Source organism: Methylobacterium sp. D54C, from assembly GCF_053345595.1.
In genome coordinates, this window is record NZ_JBKFAK010000017.1 from 105,146 (window position 1) to 120,988 (window position 15,843).

A 15,843-nucleotide genomic window follows, 5' to 3' on the forward strand; every position below is an offset into this window, starting at 1 on the left:
GCCTCTGAGATCGGGGGGTCTGCCGGGATCGGAGCCGTCGGGCCCGAAATGCGGCCGGTGCCCGGGCTGGTGAGGGAAGGCGCGTCGCCGCGGCGATCAGGGCGGACTACCCGAGGGAGAAGGATCTCCAGCGCGCGCCGGCGCCGTCGGAACCCGACCCTGCCACCGGGTTGCAATCGGTTAAAGAACGGTTAAGCTTCTACGTAGGTAATACGGGGGAGCGGTCATGAAACCAATCTATCCGCAGCGTGAGGACGGTCTGCGTGTCCCGCAATCGACCGCGATCACAGTTTTCCCTCAGCACGAAGACGAGATCCTCCAGGAACAGATGCGGCGGCAGCACAATGCGCGTGCCCGCCACCGTTCGGCGCGCCGCCATCTCGCTGCGCGGGCCCATAGCTGAGGGCACGGCCATGCTCGAACCATTGCTCTTCATCGGCCTCATCATCGCCGCTGTGGCCGCCGCGACCCGACTCGGGATCGCCGCCGCGGCACCGATGGCGCCGTCGCGCCTCGACGCGTGGGACGGACGCGCCGACGCGGACGCCTGAATCGGCAGCGTCCTCCCGACAGCACCGTCGTCGCGCCCGCGGACGGGCGGGCTGGACTCCAGGCGTCGCCGAGCGCCGCGCCCGTCTTCCCGGATTGTCGGGTCCCCGCCGCGGAGGCTTACGGGGGCGGCGCGTCGGAGACCGTGGCGGTGTCGCCTGAGACACCGTTCGTCGCCTATGAGCCAGTCGATCCGTCGGCAATCCCTACCGACGCGAAGGCCTTCGTCACCGCCGAGCGGGACGGCGGCAAACTGACGGCGCTCCGGGCCGGCGGGGGCGAGGACGGCCTCACCCCGGCATGTAGCCGACGATGTGGCCGGCGGCGGTCGGTCGCCGCGCGGCCATGGCGTCGCGGCGCATCCCGGAGGCGTGCCGGCGATCGCGCGTGGCGCTGTGGATCGCTCACCGAGAACGGCGTCTCAACTGATTTGGTGCAATCCAACGCAATAATCGAAGCAATAACGGCGCAATCCAGCTTGGCCATATGACCGTCCTGGGACAGCCGATCCACGGCTGCACGGATGAGGCAACCACCGATGGCCACCAAGATGATGACCAAGGGCATGACCGTCACCGACCACATCGTGGCTTGGTCGATGCTGACTGGCTTGGCGCTCGCCGTCCTCCAGCTCGCCCTGACCGCGGCGCTGCCGACGCACTTCGTCTGATCCGCCGAGAGTGATGCCTGCAGGGAGGGGTGTGGGGATGGCTCGGGTTCGGGATAGGCGGAGTGTCGGCAGCGTGGCGCTGCGACGCCTGTTGACCGCGGTGTTCCTGGTGGCTGCCGTCATGAAGTTCGCCGCTGTGCCGTTCGAGGTCGAGGGCTTCGTCCGCTTCGGCTACCCGCTGTGGTTCATGGACGTGGTCGGCGCCCTGCAACTCCTCGGCGCGGTGCTCCTCTGGACGCCCGGTTGCGTCGCCCTCGGCGCCGGTCTTCTCGCCGTGCTCATGGCCGGCGCGGTCGGCAGCCATCTCCTCGCGGGCGACCCCGTTCTGATGCCGCTTCCCGCCCTCGTGCTTCTCATCCTGCTGGGCGGCGTCGCTCACGCGCGCCGGTCCGAGCTTCTGCCGTCCACGGAGATGCGGCAGGCCTGACCGTTCCGACAGGGCGGATTCGGCCATTCACATCCGCGCGGGGGCGCAGTGGGGGCTCGTCGGTTCGAGCCTTGACCGGCGAGGCCGCGAGCGGAGTGACGGGCACGCGGCAGTCCGGACACCACGCCCGGCCGCCGCGGTTCGGTGCCGGCGACGTGGAAATCGTCCCCGGGCGCCGATCGATCTGCGGCGACGGTCACGCATGTCTGCCGTGCCGACACGGGTGTGGCGACCATCGCGAACCGCCGTTAAGCCCTCCGGCCCTACCGGCGACGCGGTACATGCGCCGGGCCTGGCCCATCGGGACCCCCATGAGAAAGTTGCTCGCGTTCGCCGTGGCCGTCGTCGTGTGCGCGGGTCCCGCGCTCGCCCTGGCCGATCAGCCGGCTCGGGATTGCGACCGGGACCCCGAGACGACGGGCGCGTTGCCCGGTGATCCCCGCAGTCTGTACCTGCCTGGCGAGCGACCGGTGAAGGCCGACCGAGACCCGCCAGAGGCCAGCTGGCAGGACGAGGCCCGAGAGACGTCCGAGCAGCGCAGGCGCGATCTCCTCGCCTGCGGCGTGGACTGAGGCGGGTGGCCGATCACCGCGACGGAAGGATCGGCGGCGTCAGCGTCAGCCTGGGACATCTTCGGTTCCCCGCCGGTGACGATCCCCTAACCGGGCCCAGGCACCGTGATGGCGGGCCGCGTTGCGTATCGGCTCACGGGTGGTGACACCGGACGCTCCCCCGCCCCGTGACGGGATCGGTGGCGCAGGACGGCCGAAGCTGGGGGGGCACGCATGAGGGACGAGCCGGACCAGACGCTCTCGGACGAGGAGCTGGACCGTCTGGCGCGCGAGCTGTTCGCCGAGGTCCGCGGCGAGTACTCGGAAGCGAAAGTGGAGCGGGCCCTGAAGACCGCCGGTGAGGTCGCCGGGGAAGTGCTTCCCGGGATACCGGACTGGCTGCTCGACGGTAGCGACGACGCCAGCGCCGGCGACAGCGGGACCTGAACCTCGCCGTGATGCGGCCCGTCGTCGACGGCGCGGCTCTCCCGCGCCGGCGCACGCTGGGCTGGCCACCGTCAATGCGGCACGGACCCTACGCCCCGCGTCGCCAGCACAGCCCCCAGCGCGCCGGCCAGCCCCTCCGGTGTGAACGGTTTGCGCAGGTAGCGAGCGCCCATCGGCATCTGCTCCTCGGCGGGCCAAGCCACACCCGACACGATCAGGATCGCCAGTTCGGGCCAGCGCGCCGCGACGGCTTTGGCCAGGGTGAAGCCACTCAAGGGCTCGCCTGCCAAGTCCACGTCCGCGACCATGGCCACAAGTTCGGGACGGGCCGCCAGATGAGCCTGGGCGGCTTCGACAGTGGCGGCCTCCGCGACTTCGTATCCCGCGTCGCGAAGGGCCGCAGCCGCATCCATGAGCTGCACGGGATTGTCCTCGACAATCAGAACAGCGCGTTGCGACGCGACGGCGTCTGCCATCCTGGATCTCCACACTTCGTCGCCGCAGTAACGCAGTTGATCCCGATTGCGTCCCACACAAACCTGTCCGATGGGGACCGGGTTCGGGGCGATCACGCGCCGAACCCCTCGCACCGAGAGCGCCGGGTGCCGCGGAACCTGCCCGGCCTCCTGGCGGAACGGCACTGCAGGCGCCTGACCAATCCGGTATCGCTCACCGACACGTCACCGCGGCGATCTTCCGTGAAGCGAGGGCGCCTGCCCGGCGCCCGCAGGGATCGGACTCTTCGCGTGGTTGTCGGCGCGCTAGACCCGGATCTCCTCGATGGCGAGTCCACCGGCCCGGAGATGGTCGGGGATGTCGGAATGATCGTAATACCCCGCCTCGTGGGCCATGGCGTCGAGGGCAGCGAGCGGGTCAGGCGCCGAGCCCGTCCAGAGGATGGCGCCCGTCACCTCGTGCCGGATCTGAAACACCTTCACCGCAAGCCTCCCATGTTCAACGGCCGCGCAAGCGTAGCGTGAGTTCCGGGATCCGGAGCCTACCTACATCGGTCAGGATCCGGGTGCCCGGATTCGCTGCCGCGGCGTGGCGCATCTGCAGGGCTCCGCGGTCCGGGGCGGGTGACGTTCGCCCGAGGTCACGTCATCTTCCTCCTGCGCATCGCCATGAGCTCGGCTTCGAGCCCGTAGCGACCTTCGGAACACAGGCGGACGAGCTGCCTGAAGTAGCCGCCTGGGTTCTTGATGCGGATCTCACCCCGGCGCACGTCGTCGTCGTGGAGCTGCGCGACGATCAGCACGAGCACCGAGGCCCGGAACGGACCGAGGGCTTCGCAAGCCTCGCTCCAGGCCGACGGATGCGCGCCGATCCCGCCCCGCATCAGCCGGCCGATCTCGATGACATCCGCTTCCGTTCTGAGGGTGACGCCGAATTCGGCAGCGACAGGGCAAGCAGCCGCGACGAGTGACGGTTCGGGCCTACGGGTCGGCTCAGGCTCCTTCTCGGGAGCCTTTGCACAAGGATCGGTAGGAGATCCGGTGTTTTGTTCTATGTGGCGGCCGGAGTTGCCGGCAGAGGCGGCTTGATAGAAACGATCCTCCGCCATGACTTGCAGTTCTCCCCAGGCATCGAGGACGACGTCAGGACCCGCGCCGGAAGCACGTCTCCTCGGCGTGCTGCGCTCCAAGGTCTCCTGCGCCGCGAGCAGATCGGCGGCATCCGTCGCCGGGAAGCGGGCGCGCAGGGCGGCGAGGGCCTCCGACACCGCGCGGCGACGAACGGTCAGGAGATCGAACGCGCGGCTTCGCTGAGCGTCCCTCGCGGTGGCTTCCATGATCGCGGTCGCCCATTCTCCCTTCCGGGCGACGATGGGAGTCAGGTCGAAACCGTACGCGTCGATGACGGCGCCGCCCGGCCCGCGGATGGCGAAACGCTTGCCGTTCGCGCTGTCCCGAGGTGTGATGACCTCCAGGGCCACCAGGTCGCGCAGGCCGTAGCGGAGCGCGCGCTCCGACAGCCCGGTCATCCCGCACAGGTGCTCGTTCGAGGGCCACACCACCAAGCGTTCCCAATCCTGCTCACCCCACACGGCGCAGAGCGCCGAGAGGATCGAACGCAGGGCAGGGCGCAGGTTCAGGGCCTTGGCCGCGTCCCGGCCCGCGGCCGAGAGCTCCCTGCGCGAGACCGTCCGCCCGTCTTCGAGCGCACGTCTCCGGCCGGCGAGCGCGGCGCGCGTGAGCGGCCGGCCACCGGAATGAACTGTCTCCACCTCGTCCGCCTCCTCTCAGGAGGCAAAGCGGGACCGTTCACCCCGAAGGGTGTTCTTGACGACGGCCTGGGGGAGGGGGCATAAAGGGGGTGCGAATCGCCTGTCGCGCCCCATCCCAGGGTATGTCAGGTCCAAAGGCCTCGAGGTTCCCGCCTCGGGGCCTTCTGCTTTGCCCGTTACATCATGCCGACTTCTCCTCGAAGGCAGACGCGAGCGCCCACTCGATCGCCTCGGTACGGCTCCTGAACCGACCGTTCTGGATCGCCTGGTCGATGACGGCCTTGACCGACGGCTTCAGCCACACGTTCTGCTGGGTCATGCCCTTCTGCTTCAGAGCCTCCCTGCGACGTGTCTGACGGCGCGTGTCCGCCGCCTTCAGCTCAGCCAGCCGTTCCTCTGCGGTCATCGGTCCCCGCCCGATTCTGCCAACGTGACTGTTCATGTGGACCGATTCTGCAAAGTGAGTCCAGCGGCGACCCGGATTCGTACGGGGATGGGTGAGTTTGTTAAGGGCGACCTGTTCCGCAGCGGCACCGGAGACCGCGCCGAGAGTCTCCGCGGCGAGGATGCCTGACGCGGCACTGCCCGATGGTCGGTGACGCCACGGCCGACCTTCGTGCGACACGGGCGGCGCGTGGAGGCGGAGCGTCCGTCGAGGTGCTTGGGGATGATCTCTGGCTCGGACCGGGACGAGCGGCCTGCTGCGGCGGCAGCGACCGGGACGGGCCCGAACCTTGCCGAAGCGCGGACTGAACCGCGGCGGTGTCCATCGACGATGGCGGCCGCGTGGTGCAGTCGATGCTCGCGACACGCTCGTGCGACTTGAAGCGCGATGGGGGAGGGCGTCCCGCTGCGGTTTCGCGGTCGCGATAGGGGCCGAGACGGCTTTGCCGGCCTGCGCCTGGCCTTTCCCCGGCCTTCGAGCGTGTCGCGCGCCCCACCTCGTCTCTCTGCCCGGGCTATCCGTCCGACAAGGATGGTCGAGCCGTCGAGGTTCGACACCGGCCAGGACGGCGGGGGACCGTTCCCAGGTCGTCGCCCGTCGGGACTCGCCCCAGAGCGGAGCGCGGATGGGCACCTGTCTCAACCATGCAGGGGCCGTCGAGCGTAGAAAATCCGCCCTCGGTCAGGATGCCCGTCTCAGGCGAGATGCGCGACGAGCAAGGCCCGGGCGCGGCTCACCCGGCTCTTCACGGTCCCGGTCTGACAGCCCATCACCTCCGCGGCAGCCTCGTAGGTCAGGCCTTGGGCCCCCACGAGGAGCAGGGCCTCACGCTGCAGTTCCGGCAGCTTGCCGATATGGGACCAGACGATCTGCAGATCGGACCCGTGCTCCTGGGCTGCGGGCGCCGTGAGCTGCGCCGCGGCGGCACCGTTCACGTCCTCGATCTCGCGCTTTCGCTTGCGGCACTCGGTGTAGAACTGGTTGCGCAGGATGGTGCAGAGCCACGCCTTCAGGTTGGAACCTGGGATGAACAGGTCCTGGCGCGCCCAGGCTCGGAGCACAGTCTCCTGGACCAGATCGTCGGCGCGCGAGGCATCGCCGACGAGCGAGAGGGCGAAGGCGCGCAGGCCGGGCAGCGTTTCGGTCAGGCCCTCGCGAAACGCGGTGGCATCGTCCTGGCGCAGCCCCTCCAGCGCTGCATCGAGCCGCGCGACGAGGTCCAGCAGACGCGGCGGTGTCTGTGCCCGTGTCACGGCCTCGTAGGCGGCGCGCAGCTGCAGGCCGAGATGATCCCGCACACCGGTGGGCAGAATCGCGGGTTCCGGAGGGTCCTGTCGGCTCGGCCGATCGACTCCGCCGTCTTGAGCAACCAGCGTGTCCGTCAACTCACGTCCTCTCAAAGCGCTCGCCGCACGAACCGATCTCCGGCCGCCGTGAATCCCGCCTGACGAACCGGCGATCTGCAGCGGGCCATCCGGCGGGAGTGGCCCGACCACGCGCGTCATCGAGCGTCCACCCCTCCAGATAGGACCCGCCGCCTGACTGTACAGTGAACATCTAACCCCGCAAGCGGCGGATCGTTCTCCGCGGCCTACGCGTTGGGGCACGCTTCCGTCCCTGGGGGGCGGACATGTTGAACCGAGAAGGAGCCGAAGATCATCGCGCGCGCAGGTGAACCCCGACGTGGTCTGAGGCCGAGCGAGGAACAACGGATCGAGGTGAACGAGTCACGTCGGCGAGAGGCGCGCGTTCGCCGTCAGACTGCGAGCTGCGTGGGCGGGGCGGCTGTTGCCGGCCAAGTGAGGATCTATTGGGCAGCGTCGATGCCTCAGAATGTCGAATACTGGATCACGGACAGGCCGGACGGCCACTTCGACGTTGTTGTCAAGCTCGAGTCCGGCAAAATCTTTCGCCGCAGCGGGTGCATCTCGCGGGCCGAGGCCGATACGTGGATCGAGGGATTGCGAATGCTGATGGCGGCGATCGGCGCGCCCGTATCGGCCGCCGACGTGACGTCTGACGACCCATCACCCCTCGGATCACAGACGGTGGACGGTGCGGACCACTCCACCTCCTGAGCTGCGCGGGCGGTCGACTCCAGGCTGGAGCCGTCCCGCGCGCCTCGCGCATCCGAACGATCCGGGCCCTGAGAGCGTCGACGGCCTACGCCTCGTTGCCATCAGGCTCCGCGCTCCGATCGCCGAACAGGATCTCGTGGGTGATCGGGTCGTAGAAGCGCATCACGTTCCGGACGAACGCTCTCGGCTCGATCGCCAGCGCCTCGGCCCACGCGCGGTACCGATCCGGAGGAATACGACCGCGCCCGGTCTCCAGCTGCGAGATGAAGGTGTAGTAATCCGCACCGACAAGAGCTGCGAGCTGTCGTTGCGACAGGCCGCGCGCCTCCCGCAGTTCCTTCAGATACCGTCCCCCCTCCCGACGCAGCTCCAGCACCTCCTCGGAGTCCAGGCGTTGCTGATGGGCATACACGGGGTTTCACCTTCCTGCCGACCGAAGCCACGCGGCGCGGCGCTTATACAGCAAACACCATATAGCTGGGACGGAGCCGCGCTGTCCAGATGCGCGGCGGCACCCGTCGTCCCCGCGTCCTCCCCGAACGGATCCCGTTGCTTGGCAACTACCTGAATAGCGCTATCATCCTGTAAGGAACGATTTGGAGAATGGCGCCGGATGCCCCACTACCGGTGCATGTCTCTGGATAGCGGCCCATGAAAGTCGAGAATCGCACGTACGATTGCCGCTCGCGGATCTGAGCGCCCGCGGGTCACTGACGCGAGCAGCACGGGAATCTGAGCCACCGGGTATCGCCGATCGTGCCGATCGATCGCAGGAAGAGGGCAGAATGGGCGATCCTTCGCTGCAATCGGCATTGACCATCGGCCTGCGCTCGCTCCGGCCGGTCCTGGCGACCGCCGTGGTGTTCGGGCTCTTCATCAATCTGCTGCTGTTCGTCAGCCCGCTCTACATGCTCCAGATCTACGACCGCGTGATCCCCAGCCGGAGTGAGACGACCCTGGCGGGGATCACGCTGATCGCGGCGTTCGGCCTGGCCGTCTACGCGATGCTGGAGTTGCTGCGCGCCCGCCTCCTGGTGCGCGGCGGTGTGGTGTTCGATCAGAAAATCGCCACGCCGATCTTCGATGCCGCCCATCGCGGCACCTTGCTCAGGCCCGGCGCGCAGCACGATACGGCGCTGCGCGACGTGGACGTCCTGCGGGAGTTCCTGACCGGCGCCGGCATGCTGGCGTTCTGCGATCTGCCCTGGATTCCGATCTTCCTGCTCGCCTGCTTCATCCTCCATCCCTGGTTCGGCTGGATGGCGCTGGTGGGCGGCGGCACGATCCTCGGCCTCACGCTGCTCAACGAGGTCGCCACCCGTCGGACGCTCGACGCCGCCAGTCAGGCCTCGCGCGAAGCGGGGCAGAGCGCCGCCACGGTCTTTCGGAATGGGGAGGTGCTGCAGGCCATGGGCATGGTCGCGTCCATGCGCGGGCTCTGGGGGCGCCGCCACGACGACGTCCTGCTCCTCCAGGCGCGGGCCAGCGATCGCGCGGGCCTGATCGTCGCGGCCACGAAGTTCGTCCGCATGCTGCTACAGACCCTGGTGCTGGGCGTCGGAGCGTATCTGGCGATTCACCGCGAGATCTCGGCCGGGTCGATGATCGCCGCGTCCATCATCATCGGCCGCACCCTCGCGCCGATCGAGGCCGTCGTCGGCAACTGGAAGGGCTTCACGGCGGCGCGGGCGAGCTATCGGCGATTGGCCGATCTCGTGGCGGTCGCCGGCTCGGAGACGCGCCGCCTCGTCCTGCCGCGGCCGCGCGGCCTGATCGAGGCCGAAGACATCTCGGTGGCGGCCCCCTGCGCGACGCGCCCCATCCTCAAGGCAGTGAGCGTCCGGCTCGAGCCCGGCAGCGTCGTGGGGATCATCGGCCCGAGTGCCGCCGGCAAATCGACGCTCGTTCGCGCGCTCACCGGGGTCTGGCCCTTGCTGGAAGGCACGGTGCGCATCGACGGGGCCGACCTGAACCACTGGGACAGGGCCCTGCTCGGGCAGCATGTCGGTTATCTGCCTCAGGACGTCGAACTGTTCGACGGGACCGTCGCGCAGAACATCGCGCGCTTCGCCGACCGGGACGACGCGCGCGTCATCGAGGTTGCCCAACGGGCTGGCTGTCACGCGCTCATCCAGTCGCTTCCGGAGGGCTACAATACGGTCATCGGTCGGGGGGGACATGGGCTGTCAGGCGGTCAGCGGCAGCGCATCGCTCTGGCCCGCGCGCTCTACGGCGAGCCGAGCCTGGTCGTGCTCGACGAGCCCAATGCGAGTCTCGACCAGCCCGGCGAGGCGGCGCTGATGCGCGCCGTCGCGGACCTGAAGCGATCCGGGACGACGGTGGTGCTGGTGACCCACAAGGTGAGCCTGCTGGAGGAGGCCGACCGTATCCTGCTCATGAGCGAGGGCCGCGTACAGCTCTCCGGCACGCCCGAGCAGGTCCTCGCTCACGTCACCGGCCAGCGGCCTGTCCCGACCCTGGTGCCGCCCGTCGGCCCCGCGGCATCCCAGAGCCGCCGCGGCTCCGACGAACAGCGGAGCGCGGGATAAGCGATGACCGTCACGCGCGCCGCGATCCCGAGCCCGTCCCCCGTGCGAAGAAGGTCCGATCGGGACCGGTCGGGCTCCGCCGACCTGACGAACTGGCGCGCGTACGCCGTCGCCGGCTACGCGCTCATCGTCGCGACGTTCGGGGTGGTCGGCACCTGGGCCGCCGTCGCGCGCCTCGACCGGGCGGTCATCAGTCCCGGGGTGGTGGTCGCGGAAGGCAGCCGCAAAGTGGTGCAGCATCTCGAAGGCGGCATCGTCCAGGAGGTGCTGGTCCGGGACGGCCAGGCGGTTGGCGCGGGCGACGTCCTGCTACGCATCGATCCCGTGCAATCGCGAGCCAGCAACGATCTGCTCCGCGGCCAGCTCGACGGGGCCCTGATCCTCGAAGCGCGCCTCCGCGCGGAGCAGGGCCAGGCGCAGGATCTGCTCCTGCCGCCGGAGATCGCGGAGCGGCGCGCCGAGCCGGCCGTCGCCGGCCTGATCGACGACCAGGCCAGCCAGCTGTCGGAGCGCCGCGCGTCCTTCCAGGCGCAGCTCGGCCTCATCGAGGCGCGGGTCACGCAGCTGAAGACGGAGATTTCCGGGCTGGCGGTCGAGAAGGCCTCGGGCGAGCAGCAGGTCGCGCTGATCCAGCAGGAGCTGGAGGGCTTGCGCGGCCTCCAGGAGAAGAACCTCATCCCGCTCTCGCGCGTTCTGATGATGGAGCGCGAGCACGCGCGCCTCCGAGGCGTGATCGGACGGTCCGTGGCAGAGACCGCCAAGGCGCAGAACGGCATCAACGAGGCGGGGATGCAGACCGCGCAGCTCAAGCAGAAGCTGCAGGAATCGCTGACCGCGCAGCTCCTCGACACGCGCCAGAAGATCGCTGAACTGCGCGAGAAGCTCATCGTGGCCCGGGATGTTCTCCGTCGGCACGAGGTCCGGGCGTCGCACCAGGGCGTCATCCAGGGATTGAAGGTCTACACGATCGGCCAGGTGGTCCGCTCGGGCGAGCCGTTGATGGAGATCGTTCCGACGAACGACAGGCTCGTGATCAGCGTGCAGTTCGCGCCGAACGATCTCGAGGCGGTTCATGCCGGCATGCGGGCCGAGGTGAAGTTTCCGGCTTTTCAGACGCGCCGCATGTCGGCGATCTTCGGGACGTTGACGATGGTCTCCCGCGACCGCCTGATCGACGACGGCACCAAGCAGGCCTATTTCTCCGGCACCGTGGAGATCGACGACCATCAACTCCCGGACGACGTACGACCACGCCTCCTGGCGGGCCTGCCCGCCGAGGTCGTCGTCTCGGCCGGCGAGCGCACGGCGCTCGACTATCTGGTGGCGCCGTTCTTCGATGCTCTGGGACGCAGTTTCCATGAACGATAGAGTCCGCTTCTCAGTCACTGTGCGGACGTGAGGTCCCGATGGGCGCGGTCATCTCGTTCTTCCGACCCGCAACGACGTGCCAGGGCGGCTGGTCGCAGCAGGAACTCGCGGAATTCTACCGCGTCGAGGCCGCGCTGATCCGAGCCGGCCTGCAGATCGGCAGCGAGCAGGGCCTGAGCGACGAGGCGGATCCCTGGTTCGTCTTCTGCCGGCCGGATGGCGACGCCGTCATGCATTTCGCCAGGATCGACGGCAGCTACGTCATCGCGTCCGATGTCTTGGACAGCCCGATGCGAGGCAGCGACTTCCGCGCCCTCATCAACGAGATCGCCCGACGCTATCCCGAGCTTCTCCCGATCCCGCAGGATGCCCGCGGGACGAAGCTCTCGGTTCACCCGGCGGCGCTGCTCGCGGCTCTCGTCGCGGCTGCGGCCCTGAGCCTGTCGCCCGACGACGCCCGCGCGGATGACGGGGAGCGATCGACCGAGAGCGCGGCGCAGCCCCCTCACGCGGGCCACGCGCAACAGCACGGGCCGTCCGAAGCGCGCGACACGGGCGATGCCGATGAGCGCGACGGCCACCGTAAGCAGGTCGGGCTGATCGTGTTCTCGGCCATGGTCTTCGCCGCGGATGCCCTCGTCGACCACCCCTCACAGGGTATCGAGGCCACATCATACCTCGGCGCGCGGGGCGCCATCAGCGCCGTCCCGGGTGACCAGGGCAGCCTGTCGCCGACGACGGGTGGAGCGGCGAGCCCCGTCCAGTCGGAGGGTCCGCTCGGCACCGGCCGCCACGAAGGTCCCGCGAGCGGCGCGGCCGGTCTCCTAACGGCCGAGTCGGCTGCGGTCGTTTCCGCCCGATCTGACGCCGCCGATTTCGGGCTCATCGGCCTCAGAGACCCGGCCCTCGGCCATGGGCCGACCCGGGCAGGCGCGGAATCCGGATTTCAGCCGCTCGCGCGCGGCGCCGAGGCCAGCGCAGCCCTCGCAGCGGGTTCATCGTCGTCTCCGGATTCCAGATCGGACGGTGGCGCCGCGCCATCGGGGGACGCCGCGGTACGGGAACAGGGAGCCCCGTCGTCGAGCGCGACCGGTGAGGCGCCATCGCTGGCCCAGAGCGTGACCCCGACGACCGGTCACGCGGCATCGGAAGCTCCGCCAGCCCCGGTCAACGGGCTCAATGCCGCCGCACAGCCCGAGTTGAGACACGCGCAGATCCCGGTCGAGGAGCGCTCCGGTAGCCCGGACAACGATCCGCGAACGGGCGTCTCGCCGGAGGCAAGGGGGCGGCACGACGCGGTCGCACATGCGGATCCTTCAGGCATCGGCGCAGGTGCATCCGAACGGGAGTTGCACGGCGCGGCCGGCGACCCCAGTGCAGCATCCGATCCGAGCCCGCGTCCAACAGCGGGCCTCGCGCAGATCCGGGGGGAGGTCACCGATCAGGGCCGCGGTCAAGATGGCGACGGGCCTGGCCGGAGCGCCGATGCGCCAGGCCATCACAAGGACGCGGCGGCCGTTCCACTGGACGTGGCCGGCGGCGCGAGTCCGGATGAACCGCCGGGTCTGGCACAGGCTCAGACAAGCACTTCCGATCCAGGCCCGACGCGGGCCGGCGAAGGTCCCGGCCGGAGTGCCGCTGCGCCGGGCCACCTCCGGGGCTCGGCGCCGCACGCTCAGGACAACGACGGTCAGGGCACGGACACCGGCACGCAATCAGCGCCGCCCTCAGCCACCGTGCAGGCGAGCGGCGCGGTGGCTGCGCACGCTCAGGCCGGCGAAGGCCCCGGCCGGAGCGCCGAGGCACCGGGGCCTCTCCAGGGCCCGGCAGGGCACGCACAGGATGCCGGTAGCCACGGCACGGCGGCCACCGATCCCACCCCCTCAGATCCGGCAGCCAACCTGCAGATCGAGGCCAGAGCCGCCGAACCGGATCACAGGCAGGCTGGCGAGGGACCGGTTCGGAGCGCGCTGGCGCCGGAACATGTCCAAGACACGGCGCCGCACGCCCGGGATGCCGGCCATCACGGCTCGGCCGCCAACACGGATCCGGTCCAACCATCCGCGAGCGCGCAGACGCAGGCGGATGTTGCTGATCCCGGTCACGCGCGGGCCGGCGCTTCACCTGGCCGGAGCGCCGAGGCGCCGGGACATCTTCACGATACGGCACCACCCGCACAGGATAGCCGCGGTCACGGCTCGGCCACCGACGCGGACCCAGGTCCGCCGTCAGCCGGCACGCAGGCGCGCGCTGCCGATCCAGGCCACGGGCAGGACGATCGAAGCGGCGAGCCGCCCGGGCACCTCCAAGACAATGGACCGCACGCACAGGGTCCCGCCGTTCACAGCGCGGCTTCCGACGCGGACTCCATCGCTCCGTCAGCCAGCGCGCTGGCGGGGGTGAGAGCGGACGATCCAGGCCATACTCAGACCGCCGACGGGCCCGGCCGCAGCGGCGAGGCTGCGGATCACGCCCGAGAGACCGAACCGTATCTGCGGAACTCGGACGGCTCCAACCCGGCAACCGGTGCGAACGCAGGCATCTCGCCGAGCGGCACGCAGGATCGAGCGGTCGAGGCGGATCCCAATCCCGCGAACCTCGACGCGGGCCCGCACCACACAGGTCACGGCACTGCCGTTGCAGCCGCGAACGTCGGCACCCCGGTGGCGTCAGACCAATCGCTCTCGCGCCAGGGATCAGGAGGCTCGACCGGCGTGAGCCGTGATCAAGAACCGCCAGGCGAGCCGAGTCCCCCGACGAGCGGGGGCAGTCACGGTCCGAGACCGGCAGCCAGCATCGGCCCGAACGGCACCATCGAATTCGCGTCCGACAGCAAACCCGGCCCACCGGCCGGACCGAGCCACGCACCGGCGGACAGTGGCGTCCACGGAGACGTCGGCCTGATCGGGGTTTCAGATCACGGCGCCAACGCCCATCACTTCGACCTCCACTCCTGACGGGAAACCGAGGATCCGCGAACGGCAGGCATTCTCGTGAGTTCTCGACGGTGGCGCTCGACCGCCCTGAACTCGACCGGGGAGCGCGAAGCACTCGGACTGACGAAGAGCGGTTCATATCTCGACGCACGCAGTAGAGCGCGCGCGTCGATGATCGGCGTCGCCACATCCAGCACCGCCGCGTCAGAGGACGTGGCCGTAGCCTTTCGTCCTGCGAGAACGCTCCGCGGTTTCACCGGTCAGGATCGATGCGTCGCCTGTCGGGTGCAGCGTTGCCGACATCCGTCGGATCCGCTGTCTCACGCTTGGAGGGCGAGAGGCTGCTCCGCATGATGGTGAATGTCCAGGCTCGAAGATGGCCACGAGGACGAAAGCGATCCTGACACAGCCAAGCCCTGAGCAGCGTCTCTTGAACCAAGTCCTCAGCCTGATCGGCCGTCTTCGCCATCGACCCCGCGAATCGCTTCAGGTCGGGCAGCAACTCCACGAGGGCTGCCCGGAAACGGTCCGCGTCGAACGCCGGATCCCGATCGGCCGCCGCATTGAGATCCCCTGAGTGCGGACGACGCAGATGGATCTTGTCGGGGCCGGACGCGGCAGGCGGACACTCTGGTCCGCCATCAGCCCTGAGGGACGGCGATCCAGCCCTATCACCGGGGACCGACCGTGAGCGCGTGTCCGGATGGCACGGCATGCGATGCTCGATTCCACACTGACCGGAGGCATTGTACAGCAGCATCATAATAGAGGTTTGCTGTACAGCCCTCAAGGCCGCGCCTTCGGCACAGCGCGGTCGTCGGTGCCGGGCGAACGACGACTGGCCGAGGCGTTCGGCACGACCGGTCGGGAAAGGCTCGGAGCAGGCAGATGTCCGGGATCAGTCAGCCCTCGCGCGACGCGGGGAACCGCCTTCGCGGTTGCGCACGATCTCTCGGCTGATTGGGATGGCCGTGCGGCCGATCGAACGCCCATCACCGAAGGTGACGTGGCTCAGAGAACTTGCACGGGGGCGGAGCGACCGATGAGATCCGGCGCCGGCTCTGGCGAGCGTGCGCCGTGTCCGGAGGCCGGATCGGTGTTCGTGGTGAGGGAACGTGTGTGTGTATTGCGATGGGCAGGTCTGGCGGCGACCGACTCTCCCGTGTCTTGAGACACAGTACCATGGGCGCTGGCGTGTTTAACGGCCGAGTTCGAGATGGGATCGGGTTCTGGGCACGCCGCTCAGGCCACCAGACCGGCGCATCGCAACTTTTTTGGCACTCGGCGGCGCAGGGTGCTGCGACGGCGAGTGTTTCGTTCGGCAAGCAGGCAGCGGTGTCGCTGCGGGTCTTCTTGTTTCGTGTGTCTCTGGCTTCGTCAGCCTCTGCGGCTGCCGAACCAGTCCGGACACGGATCACGAGAGCGATCAAGCCAATCGGGCGATTAGTACCGGTCGGCTCAACGCGTCACCGCGCTTGCACCCCCGGCCTATCGACGTGGTCGTCTTCCACGGCCCTCAAGGGAGGTCTCGTTTTAAGGGGGGTTTCCCGCTTAGATGCCTTCAGCGGTTATCCCGTCCGTACATAGCTATGCTGC

Annotated in this window: 16 protein-coding genes and 2 rRNA genes; 9 read left to right on the forward strand and 9 right to left on the reverse strand. The window is 69.1% G+C overall.

The window, feature by feature from the left end; translation table 11 throughout:
* Nucleotides 1-350 precede the first annotated feature (350 nt).
* From ACLBYB_RS24550 to ACLBYB_RS24570, 5 genes are all read left to right on the forward strand, one after another.
* Entirely contained in the window at nucleotides 351-551 is a 201-nt protein-coding gene (locus ACLBYB_RS24550; RefSeq protein ID WP_447700343.1) for a hypothetical protein, read from the forward strand.
* A gap of 536 nt (nucleotides 552-1,087) precedes the next feature.
* Entirely contained in the window at nucleotides 1,088-1,219 is a 132-nt protein-coding gene (locus tag ACLBYB_RS24555; protein ID WP_020095914.1) for a hypothetical protein, read from the forward strand.
* Between the two features lie 37 nt (nucleotides 1,220-1,256).
* On the forward strand, nucleotides 1,257-1,646 hold the full coding sequence (locus ACLBYB_RS24560; RefSeq protein ID WP_447700344.1) for a DoxX family protein: 390 nt from the start codon (nucleotides 1,257-1,259) through the stop codon (nucleotides 1,644-1,646).
* Nucleotides 1,647-1,957: 311 nt separating this feature from the next.
* On the forward strand, nucleotides 1,958-2,218 hold the full coding sequence (locus ACLBYB_RS24565; RefSeq protein ID WP_026605355.1) for a hypothetical protein: 261 nt from the start codon (nucleotides 1,958-1,960) through the stop codon (nucleotides 2,216-2,218).
* 213 nt (nucleotides 2,219-2,431) lie between these two features.
* Nucleotides 2,432-2,644 (forward strand): hypothetical protein, encoded by a 213-nt coding sequence (locus ACLBYB_RS24570; RefSeq protein WP_020095911.1) that lies wholly within the window; start codon nucleotides 2,432-2,434, stop codon nucleotides 2,642-2,644.
* Nucleotides 2,645-2,715: 71 nt separating this feature from the next.
* Here the strand turns inward: ACLBYB_RS24570 and ACLBYB_RS24575 are convergent, their stop codons facing one another.
* The 5 genes from ACLBYB_RS24575 to ACLBYB_RS24595 form a co-directional block, all read right to left on the reverse strand.
* A complete protein-coding gene (locus ACLBYB_RS24575) occupies nucleotides 2,716-3,120 on the reverse strand; it encodes a response regulator (protein ID WP_447700345.1) in 405 nt (134 codons plus the stop codon).
* Nucleotides 3,121-3,405: 285 nt separating this feature from the next.
* Nucleotides 3,406-3,582: a hypothetical protein gene (locus ACLBYB_RS24580; RefSeq protein WP_020095909.1), complete on the reverse strand. Its 177-nt coding sequence runs from the start codon at nucleotides 3,580-3,582 to the stop codon at nucleotides 3,406-3,408.
* 158 nt (nucleotides 3,583-3,740) lie between these two features.
* Nucleotides 3,741-4,871 carry a plasmid replication protein RepC gene (gene repC / locus ACLBYB_RS24585; RefSeq protein ID WP_447700346.1) on the reverse strand — a complete coding sequence of 377 codons (1,131 nt, stop codon included), beginning with the start codon at nucleotides 4,869-4,871 and terminating at the stop codon, nucleotides 3,741-3,743.
* A 181-nt stretch (nucleotides 4,872-5,052) separates the two neighbouring features.
* Nucleotides 5,053-5,277, reverse strand: a complete 225-nt coding sequence (locus ACLBYB_RS24590) for a hypothetical protein (RefSeq protein WP_020095907.1) — start codon at nucleotides 5,275-5,277, stop codon at nucleotides 5,053-5,055.
* Between the two features lie 734 nt (nucleotides 5,278-6,011).
* A complete protein-coding gene (locus ACLBYB_RS24595) occupies nucleotides 6,012-6,701 on the reverse strand; it encodes a sigma-70 family RNA polymerase sigma factor (RefSeq protein ID WP_447700347.1) in 690 nt (229 codons plus the stop codon).
* A 438-nt stretch (nucleotides 6,702-7,139) separates the two neighbouring features.
* Between ACLBYB_RS24595 and ACLBYB_RS24600 the strand changes: the two genes are divergently transcribed.
* Entirely contained in the window at nucleotides 7,140-7,394 is a 255-nt protein-coding gene (locus ACLBYB_RS24600) for a hypothetical protein (RefSeq protein ID WP_020095905.1), read from the forward strand.
* Between the two features lie 85 nt (nucleotides 7,395-7,479).
* On the opposite strand, the gene ACLBYB_RS24605 is transcribed toward ACLBYB_RS24600, so the two are convergent.
* Nucleotides 7,480-7,806, reverse strand: a complete 327-nt coding sequence (locus tag ACLBYB_RS24605) for a helix-turn-helix domain-containing protein (RefSeq protein WP_447700348.1) — start codon at nucleotides 7,804-7,806, stop codon at nucleotides 7,480-7,482.
* A 373-nt stretch (nucleotides 7,807-8,179) separates the two neighbouring features.
* Here ACLBYB_RS24605 and ACLBYB_RS24610 point away from each other — a divergent pair, with 373 nt between their 5' ends.
* Genes ACLBYB_RS24610 through ACLBYB_RS24620 form a run of 3 tightly spaced genes read left to right on the forward strand, consistent with a single transcriptional unit; the run spans nucleotide 8,180 to nucleotide 14,268 of the window.
* On the forward strand, nucleotides 8,180-9,943 hold the full coding sequence (locus ACLBYB_RS24610) for a type I secretion system permease/ATPase (RefSeq protein ID WP_447700357.1): 1,764 nt from the start codon (nucleotides 8,180-8,182) through the stop codon (nucleotides 9,941-9,943).
* 3 nt (nucleotides 9,944-9,946) lie between these two features.
* A complete protein-coding gene (locus ACLBYB_RS24615) occupies nucleotides 9,947-11,311 on the forward strand; it encodes an HlyD family type I secretion periplasmic adaptor subunit (RefSeq protein ID WP_447700349.1) in 1,365 nt (454 codons plus the stop codon).
* A gap of 38 nt (nucleotides 11,312-11,349) precedes the next feature.
* Nucleotides 11,350-14,268 carry a hypothetical protein gene (locus tag ACLBYB_RS24620; RefSeq protein WP_447700350.1) on the forward strand — a complete coding sequence of 973 codons (2,919 nt, stop codon included), beginning with the start codon at nucleotides 11,350-11,352 and terminating at the stop codon, nucleotides 14,266-14,268.
* A 232-nt stretch (nucleotides 14,269-14,500) separates the two neighbouring features.
* Here ACLBYB_RS24620 and ACLBYB_RS24625 read toward each other — a convergent pair whose 3' ends face one another.
* From ACLBYB_RS24625 to ACLBYB_RS24635, 3 genes are all read right to left on the reverse strand, one after another.
* The gene (locus ACLBYB_RS24625; RefSeq protein ID WP_447700351.1) at nucleotides 14,501-15,010 is read right to left on the reverse strand and encodes a sigma factor; all 510 of its coding nucleotides are present in this window, start codon (nucleotides 15,008-15,010) and stop codon (nucleotides 14,501-14,503) included.
* A gap of 376 nt (nucleotides 15,011-15,386) precedes the next feature.
* Nucleotides 15,387-15,502: ribosomal RNA gene (gene rrf, locus ACLBYB_RS24630) — 5S ribosomal RNA — on the reverse strand.
* Between the two features lie 167 nt (nucleotides 15,503-15,669).
* Nucleotides 15,670-15,843: ribosomal RNA gene (locus ACLBYB_RS24635) — 23S ribosomal RNA — on the reverse strand; the annotation flags it as partial.

Coding starts and splice junctions, on each gene's coding strand:
- ACLBYB_RS24610 (WP_447700357.1), top strand. CDS start 8,180: ATGGGCGATCCTTCGCTGCAATCGGCATTGACCATCGGCCTGCGCTCG.
- ACLBYB_RS24590 (WP_020095907.1), bottom strand. CDS start 5,277: ATGACCGCAGAGGAACGGCTGGCTGAGCTGAAGGCGGCGGACACGCGC.
- ACLBYB_RS24570 (WP_020095911.1), top strand. CDS start 2,432: ATGAGGGACGAGCCGGACCAGACGCTCTCGGACGAGGAGCTGGACCGT.
- ACLBYB_RS24615 (WP_447700349.1), top strand. CDS start 9,947: ATGACCGTCACGCGCGCCGCGATCCCGAGCCCGTCCCCCGTGCGAAGA.
- ACLBYB_RS24555 (WP_020095914.1), top strand. CDS start 1,088: ATGGCCACCAAGATGATGACCAAGGGCATGACCGTCACCGACCACATC.
- ACLBYB_RS24620 (WP_447700350.1), top strand. CDS start 11,350: ATGGGCGCGGTCATCTCGTTCTTCCGACCCGCAACGACGTGCCAGGGC.
- ACLBYB_RS24560 (WP_447700344.1), top strand. CDS start 1,257: ATGGCTCGGGTTCGGGATAGGCGGAGTGTCGGCAGCGTGGCGCTGCGA.
- ACLBYB_RS24600 (WP_020095905.1), top strand. CDS start 7,140: ATGCCTCAGAATGTCGAATACTGGATCACGGACAGGCCGGACGGCCAC.
- ACLBYB_RS24625 (WP_447700351.1), bottom strand. CDS start 15,010: ATGATGCTGCTGTACAATGCCTCCGGTCAGTGTGGAATCGAGCATCGC.
- ACLBYB_RS24565 (WP_026605355.1), top strand. CDS start 1,958: ATGAGAAAGTTGCTCGCGTTCGCCGTGGCCGTCGTCGTGTGCGCGGGT.
- ACLBYB_RS24575 (WP_447700345.1), bottom strand. CDS start 3,120: ATGGCAGACGCCGTCGCGTCGCAACGCGCTGTTCTGATTGTCGAGGAC.